Raw genomic sequence first — 14,278 nt, forward strand, 5'->3', positions numbered from 1 at the left:
AGAAAAGAAAAAGCGGCTCTCAATAGAAGCCGCTTTTTTTGTATCTCATTGAGGGTAGTTAATCACTGAGGACAATGTTCTTTTAGGACCTAGAACCTTGATTATTACTCCGGCTTTTCTGGCCTCGCCTCTGCCAGAAAGCCTTTCACCGCTTCAATACGCTGACGCGTTAACTCTTCACGGATCTGCGGCCCTTGAAAACCCGCCGCAACAATGTGCTTCACTTGTACGCTTAGCGCTGCGTGAAACGCGCCTTCTAGTAAAGCCGCTTGCGGATAAGCGCGAGTTTCAAACCCTGTTCGACCTTGATGGTCAGCTTCACTGGCAATGGCGAGTTGTGGCACTTTTTCTGGTTTACGCCAGCAATCATTGCGATCAAATATTTTGATGAAGGTAGCCGCTTTTAGCTCGCCTGCATTGTGTACATTGGTGTGCTCGGCACAGACCAGTAAGCCCGCATCGCGGTAAGTATTGGGGACACGAATGCGTTGGCACAGTGCTTTAACAGGCTTTAGCCCAAGTTTGGTATGCAGTTTGTGGCTTGGCCATTCTTCTTGTGGTGTAAGCGCTTTTCCGAGGTCATGAACTTGCGCGGCAAAGCGGATCAGAGGGTCATCGGTGAGTTGGGCGGCTTGCTTGGCGACCATTAGCGTGTGAATGCCGGTATCAATTTCTGGATGCCATTGCTCGGGTTGGGGCACGCCAAACAGGGCGTCGATTTCTGGCAACACGACAGCGAGTGCGCCGCAGTCACGAAGGACACGAAGAAAGATGTCTGGGTTGGCAGTTTGTAGCGACTTCTCCCATTCTTTCCACACGCGCTCGGGCGTTAATGCATCCAGCTCACCGCTTTCAGCGATGGTGCGCATTAAGCCCATGGTGTCGTCGGCAACCACAAAGCCAAGGTGATGGAATCGCGCCGCGAAACGTGCCACTCGGAGTACGCGTAAAGGGTCTTCAACGAATGCGGGGGACACATGCCGCAGTATTCGGTTTTCGAGGTCCCCTTGCCCCTGATAAGGGTCAACCAGCGTGCCATCAGAGGCCTCTGCAATGGCGTTGATGGTGAGATCGCGACGAGCAAGATCTTCCTCCAGCGTCACATTGGGGGCGAAATCGCAGACGAAGCCAGTATACCCAGCACCTGATTTTCGCTCGGTGCGCGCAAGGGCATATTCTTCATGGGTTTTAGGGTGCAAGAAAACAGGGAAATCTGCGCCGACTTGTTGGTATCCCGCATTGAGCATGGTGTTGATATCGGCACCCACCACTACCCAGTCTCTATCTGTCACACTGAGCCCCAGCAATTTGTCTCTTACTGCGCCGCCAACAAGGTAGGTATTCACATGACTATCCGATATTTAAGCAATAATGTAATTATCATAAACCGTGTGGCGAGCTCAAACCAATCCATTGTGATGGCTGATAATCGCATTAGTGTGCAAAAGCTGCGAACCCGCACTCGATTCACCTGTCACACCTAGTGATAACCTTTACATGGTTAGGGTGGCGCGATACCGTGACGTGCCAATCAAACAGGATTGAGAACACAGAGAACCTTCATGTATCAAGATTTTTTCCGTCTTACCGAATCGCCTTTTGCGATCGTGCCAAATCCAAAATTCTACTTCTTAAGTGAACGACACAAAGAGGCATTGAGCCATGTGCTGTCGGGTATCGAAGACGGTGGTGGTTTGGCATTGTTGACAGGGGAAGTGGGCACGGGCAAAACCACGACCATGAAAGCGATGTTGGAGCGTTTACCTGAGAAAACACAGGTTGCGACCATTCTTAACCCCAGTGTCTCTGTGCTCGAATTGTTGCAAACGCTGTGTGACGAACTCGGTGTTGAGTACCGTGAAGATGACAGCTTTAAACGCCTCTATGACGCCATTACGGATAAGTTGTTTAATAACGAGTCCAAAGGGATTCAAACCATCTTATTGGTTGATGAAGCGCAACATCTGATGCCTGATGTGTTGGAGCAGCTTCGGTTGCTGACCAATATTGAAACCTCTTATCGCAAGCTGTTGAAGGTCATTTTGATCGGACAGCCTGAACTGCAACAAATGCTGCGTCAGCCGAATTTGCGTCAGTTAGCACAGCGCATCACCGCGCGTTATCACTTAATGCCACTGACGGCGGATGAAGTGCATCAATACATGACGCACAGAATTAGCTGCGCTGGTGGCCTTGTTCCCTTGTTTGATACCGCTGCGGTAAAGGTGATAGCCAAAGAAACTGGCGGTGTCCCGCGATTAGTTAACTTGGTGAGCGATCAATCGCTCAAGATAGCATTTAGAGAATCCAAGCAGCGCGTGAACAAAGATATCGCCTTGCAAGCCTGCCGAGACGTGCTGGATTGGCAAGACGCAAGTAAGCCTGCTTTTCGCGATGCATCAGAGCGTTCTGTCAGCCGTTATTGGCCATATTATGCGGGGGCGATTGGTGGGGCTGCATTGCTCGCTATTGCTATCCGCATTGGGCTAAGTGGCGGTGCAGAGACGGTATCACCGCAGGTAGCGAACGTATCTACACCCATCAATGCCCCCGTCGTTTCGAGCCAGTCTGTCGAGCAGCCCGTGGTGACCGCTGATACCGCAAATCATGCGATGAAAACCACAGCGCCAATGCCTGAGGCCACCCAAGCGCCTGCAGCTAACCGTGCGGTGGCTGCGACGTCTGCAGTGAAAAACACCCCTGAAACGGTTTCTTTCTCGTCGCTGGTGGCTGAGAGTTTGAGTGCTGGATCTGCGATGCAGTCGCTTTATAAGCTATGGGGCTTTGACGCCGATGTATTTGCAGCAGGCTGTTCTTCACAAGTGCGTGGCGAGCTTGCTTGTTACAAAAGCAAATTACCCTTCGATCAGTTAATGACGATTGACCGTCCTGCAGTACTCGGCATGAATGGCCCTGAAGGGAGTTCATGGTTTGCGGTGCTGTACAGTAAGGGCAACCAACAATACGAGTTGCTGGCAGGCGATCAGCGTGTATTGGTTAGCGAAGCGTTTCTTAAGCAAATGTGGAATGGCGACGCGTTGATTTTATGGCGTCCGCCTTTGGGTGATCCGTCAGCCATTAAATCGGGGCAACGTGGCGAGCGTGTTCGCTGGCTGGAGCAGCGATTAAATCTGGTACTGGGTAGCACGGATCCGATTTCGAATCAGTTTGGTTTAAAAGAGCGCAGTAAAGTGCGTGAGTTTCAACGAAACAATGATCTGGATGCCGATGGTATTCCAGGACCTATCACCTTTATGGTGTTAGACAGGGTGCTTGAAATGCCAGGGCCTAGCTTGATGAAAAGCATCAATGCGACATCGTCTGAGAAAGCACTAATTGCAGATGGCGACATTGTTGTGTTGCCTGACGAGGAAGTGTTTAACGTCGCGTTACAGCAACTGCCAGAGCCTGAAGACGATGAAGGCGTAGTGAATATTGGTATTGCCCCTTCTTCTCCATCACTAGAAACAGGCTCTGTGAGTGCGAATACAGATGCGACGCCTTCTCGCGGTAAACCAGTAAAATCCCCGCTGTCGATGATAGAACAAGATGAGATTTCGCTAGATGATCTCGACTTGTCTGCGTTGTCACCTGAGCTGGCTCTGAAAGTAGAAAGTGCGTTAAGCAGTGATAAATCGCGAACATTAGAAGCGAAGTTAGAGAGAACTCGCGCTGATAACAATGTGTTGTCTATTGCCGAGTTGTCGAATGACATGCTGAATCGCCTGCCTAAGATGGATTTTCAAACCCATATTTATGCTTCAAATGAGCGTTCACGTTGGATTAAAGTGAATGGGCAAGAGGCACGTGAAGGGGAGTTTGTGGCCGACGGTGTTTTACTTCGTGGCATTGAACCGCAGCAGGTGGTTGTTCAGTTTGAAGACGCGTTGATTGCTATTCCTGCGTTGTCGACGTGGTAAGGATGAAGAGTAGGTTCTAGGAAGAGCAGGTCCTAGGAAGAGCAAGGGCCTAGGAGAAGATCTTAGTAGGACCCAGACCTTAGGGCGTTCCTTTCCTTATACCCAAACCAAAAAAAGCCGCTTTCGCGGCTTTTTCGTGTTGAATCTTTCGTAGGCTTACGCCCAACCGTTATTACGTTTCTTACGGCGTGGAATAAGATGCGGCAAAATCAAACCAAACAGCAAGCCACCACCGGCAACCATGCCACCATAGGTGAAGTAACGCATCAGTAGGTCGTCTTTCTGTGTGTCGATACGTGCACGCAATTCGCGGATTTCAGTCTGTGCATCAATCAGCTTTTGATTCAGTTCACTGGTGTGCTGCTCAAGCTCTTGTACTTGTGCATTGCGCTGCTCTAGCGATGAAATTAATCCTTTGGTTTTTGCTTCCGTATCGCCTTGTGCACTTTCTAATGCAGATTTGACTTGGGAAAGCTCTTCTTCCAAAGCAGGTAGACGGGTTTTTAGACCCGGCTGGTTGGTGACATATTTGGTTTCGACCCAGCCTTTACGACCGCGATCATCAATCACTTGGCTGTAACCTGCATTACGGTTACGGTCCACAACTGTAATCTTCGTTCCCGCATCCACGCTACCAATAATGCGATATTGGGAACCCGGGCCAGAATGCATGTAAGTGAAAAGTTCGTCAGAGATGTAGTTGTCCTTAGCGTGTGCCAATGGGACCACTAGCATCATCAACACAGCCAGGGCAGAGAAAAGTTGCTTCACGGATTCTTCCTTTGGTTGTTCGTGAGTGTCGTTAGTTTGTCTTTATTTCGTCTATGTGTCTTGCTCAGGGTTGCTTTGGCAATCTTCGAGCGGAAACACCATGCGATTGGTATCAGATACTAAAAAATTTTCGGGGCTAGGTACAACAAAAGGGAGGCATAACCTCCCTTTTTTAACCGAAGACTGACATCACTGCACAAAAACGTGACGGAAATGCCTTTCTTGGCGTAGTTACAACCCGAAGATTGCCTGCATCATGAAGAAGAAAATCACGGCTAACAGCGCACCCGCTGGTAGGGTAACCACCCAAGATGCCACGATGTTTCTGACCACACCTAAGTTCAGTGCGCCAATACCACGAGCAAAGCCTACACCCAGTACCGCACCGACTAGCGTCTGTGTGGTAGAGATTGGCAAGCCAGTGCCTGAGGCTAGAACAACGGTTGATGCGGTTGCTAGCTGCGCGGCAAAACCACGGCTTGGTGTCAGTTCAGTAATGCCCGTACCGACGGTTGCCATTACTTTATGACCAAGCGTTGCCAGACCGACGACGATACCCGCGCCACCCAGTGGCAATATCCACCATGCGATTTGCGTTTTCTCTGACAGTTGACCCATGTTCTCTACCGTTGAAACGATAGCAGATAGGGGACCAATTGCATTGGCAACGTCGTTAGAACCGTGGGCAAATGCCATGGCACATGCGGTCACCACCATGAGAAGGCTAAATACGCGTTCTACACCTTGGTACCCGTTAGTTCCCGGTACATCATCTTTGTATTTACGGTTGATGTAGACGTAACCAAACATCATGATCAGTGCAGAGATGGCGATTGAAACCATGACCGCTTCACCCGTAGTTAGGTGCAAGCCTACATGCTTCAAGCCCTTTTTGATGGTGACCATAGCGATGATCAAAGCCGTCAAAAACATGTAAACAGGTACAAAGCGTTTGGCGTTGATCAGCGGTTTGTCGGTATCAAAAATCAGACGTTGTGCGCTGACAAAAATCACGTAAGCAAAAATGCCTGAGATCAGGGGAGTAACAATCCAACTGCCCACAATACCTTGCACTGACGCCCAATCTACGGCTTCAGTACCGACAGATACGCAAGCGAAACCAATGATAGCGCCAATGATGGAGTGGGTCGTTGATACAGGCCAACCCATGAAAGAGGCGAGCAGAAGCCAGGTGCCAGCGGCAAGCAGGGCTGCCATCATGCCGTAGACCAATACTTCTGGCTGGCTAGCATAGAGAGAGGTGTCGATGACGCCTTTACGGATGGTGTCGGTCACTTCGCCACCGGCGAGGTATGCACCCGCAAATTCAAAAATCATCGCAATGATGATTGCTTGTTTAACGGTGAGTGCTTTAGAACCAACAGATGTTCCCATGGCATTCGCAACGTCGTTTGCGCCAATACCAATAGCCATCATGAAACCAAAAGCCGCGGCCACCAAAATAATGATGGTGCCGTAATTCGCTAGGATTTCCATTGTCTTACCTTGTTATTTGTTCGGTGAACGTTGCACTACGAACGAGAAAGCATAAGCTCAAGACGCGAGCCAACACGTTGTGCTTGATCGGCGATTTCGCCGACCCATTCAAGGATCTTGTACAGGAACATCACATCAACCGGATTGTATTCACTCTCGATTGACATTAGTTGCTGACGTAGGTGAATTTGCATCGTATCGGTGTCATCTTCGATGGCATCCAATTGATTGATCATCTCTTCCACTAGCGTAACTTCACGTCCTTTAAAGCCAGTTTCGAGTAATTCATCCAATTCACTAATAACGCGGCGCGCCTGATCGGCGGCGTCGAGACAGCGCTGCACATAAGCAACAAAGTCTGGGTAAAGAAGGGAAGGAACCTGAAGTTGTCGGCCAATAACGCGACCAGCAATGTCTTTGGCGAGGTTGGCTAGCTTGTCTTGCTGAGTCAGCAGGTCAAGCATATCGGTGCGGTCTACAGGGAGAAAAAGACCACGAGGTAATTTGAGACGAATTTCGCGCTTCAAGACATCCGCTTCTTTTTCTAGCGTCGAAATTTCGTGTCGCAAAGACTCTGCTGCCACCCAATCCCCTTTTTCACATTCAGCAAAAAAAGGTACTAGCAAAGAGCAGCAGTCATTGACGCGGCTCACGTGACGTTGCAAAGGTTTTAAAGGGCTCTTTGCGAATAGCCCCATGATTGTATTTACTGGCATAGCCGTATCTACCTATCAAGTCAGCATTGAGTGCGGACTAAATTTTACACGATGGTGTACAAGCGGCGAATGTTAACGCAATCACATTCTCATTGATACCGTTTCAGATCAATGAAAGTCTCTTGCTCGAGTGCCCAATTCCCCATATTCTTGTTTGGCTATTGGTTATAGGTACCTTTATGGAAACTGAGATAGAGTTAAAGTTTTTTGTCTCGTCCGATTTTTCGCGACAGATCCGAGACAAAATTGCTGATTTAAAGGTATTGCAGCAACGCCAGCGAAACCTCGGCAATATCTACTACGATACCCCTGATTTTTTGCTGCGCCAGCACGATATTGGCTTGCGGGTAAGACGATACGACGATGTATTTGTACAAACCCTAAAGACCGCCGGACGTGTTGTTGCAGGCCTTCACCAACGACCAGAATACAATGCGGAGCTTGACTCTCCGGTTCCTGACCTTTCGTTGATCCCCGCCGATGCTTGGCCTGCAGGGCTAGATGTCGAGGCGCTTGGTGCCAACATTCACCCTCTTTTTTCGACTGATTTTGAACGCCAACAATGGTTACTTGCGATGCCCGACAGCAGTCAGGTTGAGCTGGCTTTTGATTGCGGTGATGTCACCACCACTGATGGTGGCTACGATCCTATCTGTGAGGTAGAGATTGAACTGAAATCAGGCCAAACGGATGCTTTGTTTGTGTTAGCCCGTGAGCTGGCTGAAAACGGCGGCTTGCGTCTAGGTAACTTGAGTAAAGCTGCGCGAGGCTATCGCCTTGCTACGGGGTATCAAGGCGACCTTGTTAAACCGTTATCGATTGTGAAGGTGGGTGATTCCGAGTCCACCGAGCAAGCATTTGTTACTGCGTTAGAACATGCACTTGAGCATTGGCATTACCACGAACAAGTGTATGTTGAACGGCCTGAGCCGGACGCTATTTTCGAAATGTGCAATGCGGTGGCGTTGATCCGCCAAGCATTAGCTTTATACGGTGGTTTAATACCGCGCCGTGCCAGTGCGTTGCTTCGCCAAGAGCTGCAATGGTTAGAAGGTGAGCTGGATTGGATCAACGAAGCGCGAGCTATTGAGCGTTTGGTGGATGACAAAGGCTATTTCCTGAGAAAGCTGAACGTGCAAAAGCCGTTGTTAGCCAAGTTGAGTGAGAACTATGAAGCGCTGCCTGAACGTTCGGAAGTGCTTGAATTACTTCACTCTGCGCGTTACTGCAATTTGTTGCTTGATCTTAGCCGATGGATTTTGACACGAGGCTGGCAACCGTTTTTGGATGACAAAGCCCGCGAAAAGTTGGCCGAGCCAATTCGAAGCTTTGCAAACCGCGCATTAACGACGTCTTGGAACGAACTGCTAAGTGTATTTTCGCTTGAGCATGAATTAGATCGATTTGGCTACTTGGATCAACAACCACGCCTGACGCGTAATTTGTTGTCGGGGTGCTGTGTTGCTGCACTTTATGATGTAGAAGATCGTGAGACGTTCAGGTTGCCTTGGCTGGATCTTCTTCAAGGCATTGACGACATTTTGTTGCTCGATCCGGTGCGCAAGTTGGCTGAGGAAGAAGACTTCAGCGAGGAAGACAAAGCGCAGATTGAGAAATGGCTGCGACGCAAGGAAGAGTCCTTGTCCCATGCCATGATGCAATCGCGTCAAATTGGATTAAACCTGGACCCTTACTGGGACGAGTAGGCTTGCCTCAAGCCCGATCTTAAAACGAGATCTAGAGATGAAAAATAGCGCCTGATGGCGCTATTTTTTTGTCTGCGTATCTGAGCCAGAACCAGAATTGTCACTGGAACCAGAAACATCGCTTGCTTGCTTGGGACGCGGCGCTGAGGGCGGTGTCGCTAATTGTTGAGATGTCGTTGGCGAAAGCACATCTAAGCGCTCTTCCATAGCGGATAAGCGAGTGAGGATTTTCTCTTGCTGGTTCAATATGGTTTCCAAGGCTTCGCGCTGACGTTCGGATTGTTCCTGCTCTTTCTTCTCTGGCTTAGTGATGTAAGACGCGACTAAGCCAGTGACCGCACCAAAAATAGCGACGCCACAAATGATCACAATAACGGAGATGGCTCGTCCCACTGGCGTCACCGGGTAATGATCGCCATACCCAACCGTAGAAATGGTGACAAACATCCACCAGATTGCATCAGTCAGACTCGTGATGTTGGCGTTTTCTGCAGGGCTTTCAAAGGTAAAAATGGCGGCAGAACCCGTCGAAATCAGCAAGGTCATGAGCAGCAGTATGCTGGCTAGCGTGGTTTCGTTGCGATTTTTTCCCATGTATGTCAGCAACGGTTCGCTGACTTTGAGCAATCTGATCACCCTGAAAATTTGGAACACACGAGCAAACCGAAGGGCTTCGACAACGGGAATACTTGCAAGTATGTCGATCCAGTGTGTTTTCAAATAATTGAGCTTTTTGTCACTTTTAAGAAAATGTATCGAGAGTTGGAGCAAGAAAATTAGACAAATCAGCGTGTCGATACCGAGCAGTAAGGTATAAAGGGGATCACTTTTGGGCAATAACAGAATGGTACTGACAACACACAATGAAACGAAAGAGAGCACTAAGCTCAACAAGCTCATCGGATTGAGATCTAGGTTTTGTGTTTTAGAGTCAGTCATCACTCAATGAATTGCCTTTGCTGTCGTTAAAAATAGGGCGAATTGAAGCCACGATGCCTCATCGCTTTAGTGTATCGCAACCGATGCGAAGCCACGATTAAGGAGTCACGTAGAATGTCCAAGATGATATTCAAGCCTTGGGAAAAGGCTGTTAGTAACATCAAACTCGTCCCTAAACTTGTGCTGCTGATGGTATTTAGTACCGTGTTGCTGATCGCAAAGCAACTGTGGGATGCCAATACATTTCGAGAATCCGTTATTACTGTGACGGAAACGCACAGCCATAGTCAGGCGTTACGCAGCGCTGAACTTGCCAACGTACTCCTTACGCAGCCTCAAGGAAGCACATTGCTGGAAAATGTGGCCAACCGTGAGAACGCGACCAGCACAGACAATGAATATGTCTTTTTCGCTAACCCATCTACTGGTGAAGTTCTTGCACACCCAACGATTCGTGATTTTAAAGGGTTAAACCTATCACTCAAAAATGGGCGCATGCTGGACGAGCAAATGCGTAATGCGCAGAGCGACTTCACCTATCACCTGACGGGACAAGATCGTCATGGCTTTGTTGTACCAGTTAGGGGAACAGATTGGTTAGCCGTTGCATCACAACCTGATTCTGCAGCAAATCAGTATTACCAAGCTTACCTCGTGCAAGTGGCTTGGCAGACCGCATTTATGATTGTCGCGTTTATGGTGATTCTGCTTGGTGGCTCTCGACTCATGCTTCGCCAGATCAATTACTTGATTGATTGCATTCGCGAGATGGCACGTCGGAATTTGAGCCAGCCCGTGGTGATGGAGTGCGATGATGAGTTTGGTGAATTGGCCCGTGAGCTAGAGAAAACCCGAATTCAGCTAGCTGGCGTGATCAAAACGCAACGAATCTCATCTGAAGATCTGTCCTCTTTGGCAGAAGTGATGACCATCAGTATGGATGAAACGCGAGAATCGACGAAAGAGCAATTTGGTGAAATTGATCAGCTTGCATCGGCCATGAGTGAAATGACATCGACGGTACAAGATGTCGCAGGCCATGCTCGTGCAGCGTCGCAAGCGACTGAAAATTCACGTGCGCAGGCGGTCAGCGGTCAGCAATATGTCAGCAATACCATTGGAACGATCAATAAACTGTCTGACGATATTCGTGAATCGGCAAAAGTGGTCAATCAAGTTGAAGAGCGCGTCGAAAAAATCAGCTCTGTGGTGGTTACCATTCAAGGGATCTCTGAGCAAACGAACTTACTGGCTTTGAATGCAGCGATTGAAGCGGCACGAGCGGGTGAACAAGGCCGAGGTTTTGCCGTGGTTGCTGATGAAGTGCGAAATCTGGCGCAAAGCACACAAAAAGCGACGGTTGAAATTCAGGATATGATCAGCCAGTTGCAATCATCAGCCCAACAAGCGGTGGGCTTGATGGAGCAGAGCGTCGTGGAAGCGGTTGAGAGCGTAGAATCGGTGAGCAAGGCGGGTGATGAACTGAACCTGATTGTTGAACAGATCGCTCAAATCAATGACATGAATTTCCACATCGCGACGGCTGCGGAGCAACAATCCTCGGTCACGGATGAAATGAACCTGAACCTGAACAATGTGAGGGAGTTGGTACAAGCATCGGTGACCGTGGTGACTGAGCTGGCAGAAACGTCTGGCGAAATGCAAAACAATGCGGAAGCGCTGGATCTGAAAATAAAAGAGTTTGCCGTTTAGTCCCTGTACGAGAATCAAGAAGCCTGCACCTTGTGCGGGCTTTTTTTATGATATTTTAAAGAGGATATTGGCTAGAAAATTAGCGAAGAAACTAAAAATAGCATTTTGTGATAGGAAAAATATCAGATGTCGTTGCCCATGGAACTGGAAACTTGCGCGACACGCAGGTTAGAAGCACTTGTTGAAAATCAGTCGGATAACCTTGCCAGTTGGCAAGGCGCGTCTCGCGAAACGCTGATACGTACATTGGCGTTGAGCGATTTTATTGCTGAATCCATCTTGCATGACAGTACCTTGCTACCTTGGCTTGAGCAAAATCTGTCATCAGGTTTGCGTGCACCACAGTATCGCGAGCGCCTCAAAGCAAAGCTTGATGAACAGCAAGACGAAAACAGTTTGATGCGAGAACTGCGTCGTTTTCGCAGGCAGGAAATGACGTGGCTTGCGTGGCATGATTTTAATAACACCATGTCATTGGATGACAGCCTGTCGCACCTGTCTAAGTTGGCTGAAGCATTGATTATGGAGGCCTATGGTTGGCTTTATCGCCAATGTTGCACCGACTGGGGGACCCCTTGCGATGCTGATGGAAACCCACAGCCTATGTTGATCCTCGGTATGGGGAAACTCGGTGGTGGTGAACTGAACTTTTCGTCTGATATTGATCTTATCTTTACCTACCCTGAAAACGGTGAAACACAGGGCGCACGCCGCAGCATTGCCAATGCACAATTCTTTACCCGCTTGGGACAGCGATTGATCAAAGCGCTGGATCAACACACATTCGATGGTTTCTGTTATCGCGTCGATATGCGATTGCGTCCGTTTGGCGATAGTGGTCCTTTGGTGATGAGTTTTGCGGCACTGGAAGATTATTACCAAGAGCAAGGGCGGGATTGGGAACGTTACGCGATGATAAAAGCGCGTGTGATGGGCAAAGAGCAATTTGATTGCTACCAAACGTTACGCCAAATGCTGCGTCCTTTTGTTTTCCGTCGTTATATCGATTTCAGTGCGATCCAATCATTACGTCGCATGAAAGCGATGATCCGCAGTGAAGTGCGCCGCCGTGGGCTTAGTAACAACATCAAGTTGGGGGCGGGTGGCATTCGTGAAATCGAATTTATCGCGCAATCATTCCAGCTTATCCGGGGGGGACGAGATCCTATTCTTCGCCGACGTGGTCTTTTCTTCACGCTCTATGCGATTCGTGAACTGGGTCTGTTACCGGATCCTGAGGTGGATACGCTGGAAGCGTCATATCGTTATTTACGCCGTGTTGAAAACCTGCTGCAGGCGATTGACGATAAACAGACACAAACCTTGCCGGATAAACCTATCGATCAATCACGTTTGGCGATCGCAATGGGAGAAGCAAGCTGGGACGATCTGTTGGCCGCGATCGGTGGTCACATGCAAGGCGTTCATACCGTTTTTGATGATCTGATTGGTGATGAAGAAGACAGTGGTGGTGAGAAGATCGCTGAAGATTTTAGTGAGATTTGGGATGCCGCCCGCGATCCTGATTTGGTCGAAAAGATCTTGTTCGATATCTCAGCTAATCATGCCGCTGAAAAAGCGAAAGCCTTATTGAGCTTTAAAGAAGAGCTCGCGAAACGGACGTTGGGGCCTCGCGGCCGTGAAGTGATGAACCGTCTGATGCCAGTGGTTCTCAGCCAAATTGTCTGTCGTGAAGATAGCCTTGCAGTGCTCGAACGAGTGTTAAAGCTGTTAGTGCGAATTGCGACCCGTACCACCTACCTTGAGTTGCTTGATGAGCACCACGGTGCGATCACGCAGTTGGTGCGTTTGTGTGGTGCTAGCCCAATGGTTGCGGAGCAATTGGCCGCGTATCCTATCCTGTTGGATGAGTTGCTGGATCTCCAGCACCTTTATAACCCGACACCGCTCGATCAATACCGCAACGAGCTGTTTGATTTCTTGGCCCGTATTCCTGAAGAGGATATGGAGCAGCAAATGGAAATGATCCGCCAATACAAGCAAACTCAGTTACTGCGCATTGCGGCGGCAGATATTGCGGGTGTATTGCCCGTGATGAAAGTGAGCGACCATTTGACCTATCTTGCAGAAGCCATTGTGGAAGCGGTGGTGAATCAGGCGTGGTATCAAATGGCGGAGAAATATGGTCAACCGTCGCATTTGCTTGGGCGAGATGGTCGTGGTTTTGCGGTCGTTGGCTATGGCAAAGTCGGTGGGATAGAGTTGGGGTATGGCTCGGATCTGGACGTGGTGTTCTTGCATGACTGCCCTGACAATGTGTATACCGATGGCCCGAAAGAGATTGATGGTCGCCAGTTCTACCTTCGTCTGGCTCAGCGTATTGTTCATCTATTCTCTACGCGCACGGCTTCGGGCGTATTGTATGAAATTGATACTCGCCTGCGTCCGTCTGGCGCGTCAGGCATGCTGGTGACAACGTTGGAGTCTTTCCAAGAATACCAAAACACAGAGGCGTGGACGTGGGAGCATCAGGCCTTGGTGCGTACACGTATGATCTATGGTGATGCGGCGTTGGGTCAAGGTTTTGCCAAAGTGCGTAAACAGGTACTGACTCAAGCCCGTGACGTGGATGTGCTGAGAAAAGACGTGGCTGATATGCGAGTGAAAATGCGCGAGCATCTTGGTAGCAAAGAGAGCGGTAAGTTTCACGTTAAGCAAGATCCCGGTGGGATAACGGATATCGAGTTCCTGACGCAATTTTTGGTGCTTGCGAATAGTCAGGACGAATCAGGATTAACACGTTGGAGTGATAACGTCCGTATTCTTGAGGACATGGCGCAAGCGGGGATTCTAGCCCCAGCTCAAGCCCTTGCACTGCGTGATGCTTATGTGGCAATGCGTGATGAAATCCACCGTCTCAACTTGTTGGATGCGTCTGTCGAAATCGCCAATGATCGTTTCTGTCATGAGCGCAAAGTGGTGCGTGATGCGTGGAAAGCATGGATGGAATAAATGCGCTCCTAATAGCCCGATAGCTCGACACAAAAAAGCCAGC

General features: G+C 49.1%; 9 protein-coding genes. 4 read left to right on the top strand and 5 right to left on the bottom strand.

What is annotated here, in order from left to right; translation table 11 throughout:
• Nucleotides 1–104 precede the first annotated feature (104 nt).
• Nucleotides 105–1,346, bottom strand: a complete 1,242-nt coding sequence (locus tag LRP50_RS22910; protein WP_274166741.1) for a multifunctional CCA addition/repair protein — start codon at nucleotides 1,344–1,346, stop codon at nucleotides 105–107.
• Nucleotides 1,347–1,562: 216 nt separating this feature from the next.
• Here LRP50_RS22910 and LRP50_RS22915 point away from each other — a divergent pair, with 216 nt between their 5' ends.
• Complete coding sequence (locus LRP50_RS22915; RefSeq protein WP_274166742.1) at nucleotides 1,563–3,920, top strand: AAA family ATPase; 2,358 nt, start codon at nucleotides 1,563–1,565, stop codon at nucleotides 3,918–3,920.
• A 156-nt stretch (nucleotides 3,921–4,076) separates the two neighbouring features.
• Here the strand turns inward: LRP50_RS22915 and LRP50_RS22920 are convergent, their stop codons facing one another.
• From LRP50_RS22920 to LRP50_RS22930, 3 genes are all read right to left on the bottom strand, one after another.
• A complete protein-coding gene (locus LRP50_RS22920; protein ID WP_274166743.1) occupies nucleotides 4,077–4,691 on the bottom strand; it encodes a TIGR04211 family SH3 domain-containing protein in 615 nt (204 codons plus the stop codon).
• Nucleotides 4,692–4,922: 231 nt separating this feature from the next.
• Complete coding sequence (locus LRP50_RS22925) at nucleotides 4,923–6,188, bottom strand: inorganic phosphate transporter (RefSeq protein ID WP_274166744.1); 1,266 nt, start codon at nucleotides 6,186–6,188, stop codon at nucleotides 4,923–4,925.
• 35 nt (nucleotides 6,189–6,223) lie between these two features.
• Nucleotides 6,224–6,904 carry a TIGR00153 family protein gene (locus LRP50_RS22930; protein WP_274166745.1) on the bottom strand — a complete coding sequence of 227 codons (681 nt, stop codon included), beginning with the start codon at nucleotides 6,902–6,904 and terminating at the stop codon, nucleotides 6,224–6,226.
• A 179-nt stretch (nucleotides 6,905–7,083) separates the two neighbouring features.
• On the opposite strand from LRP50_RS22930, the gene LRP50_RS22935 reads away from it, so the two are divergent.
• The gene (locus tag LRP50_RS22935) at nucleotides 7,084–8,610 is read left to right on the top strand and encodes a CYTH and CHAD domain-containing protein (protein WP_274166746.1); all 1,527 of its coding nucleotides are present in this window, start codon (nucleotides 7,084–7,086) and stop codon (nucleotides 8,608–8,610) included.
• 60 nt (nucleotides 8,611–8,670) lie between these two features.
• Here LRP50_RS22935 and LRP50_RS22940 read toward each other — a convergent pair whose 3' ends face one another.
• Nucleotides 8,671–9,549: a potassium channel family protein gene (locus LRP50_RS22940; RefSeq protein WP_274166747.1), complete on the bottom strand. Its 879-nt coding sequence runs from the start codon at nucleotides 9,547–9,549 to the stop codon at nucleotides 8,671–8,673.
• Nucleotides 9,550–9,663: 114 nt separating this feature from the next.
• On the opposite strand from LRP50_RS22940, the gene LRP50_RS22945 reads away from it, so the two are divergent.
• Nucleotides 9,664–11,262 carry a methyl-accepting chemotaxis protein gene (locus LRP50_RS22945; RefSeq protein WP_274166748.1) on the top strand — a complete coding sequence of 533 codons (1,599 nt, stop codon included), beginning with the start codon at nucleotides 9,664–9,666 and terminating at the stop codon, nucleotides 11,260–11,262.
• Nucleotides 11,263–11,388: 126 nt separating this feature from the next.
• Nucleotides 11,389–14,235, top strand: coding sequence for a bifunctional [glutamate--ammonia ligase]-adenylyl-L-tyrosine phosphorylase/[glutamate--ammonia-ligase] adenylyltransferase (gene glnE, locus LRP50_RS22950; protein ID WP_274166749.1), 2,847 nt, complete (start codon nucleotides 11,389–11,391; stop codon nucleotides 14,233–14,235).
• The last annotated feature ends 43 nt before the right edge of the window (nucleotides 14,236–14,278 follow it).

The organism is Enterovibrio gelatinilyticus (genome assembly GCF_028683095.1).
In the GTDB taxonomy this organism is placed as follows: domain Bacteria; phylum Pseudomonadota; class Gammaproteobacteria; order Enterobacterales; family Vibrionaceae; genus Enterovibrio; species Enterovibrio gelatinilyticus.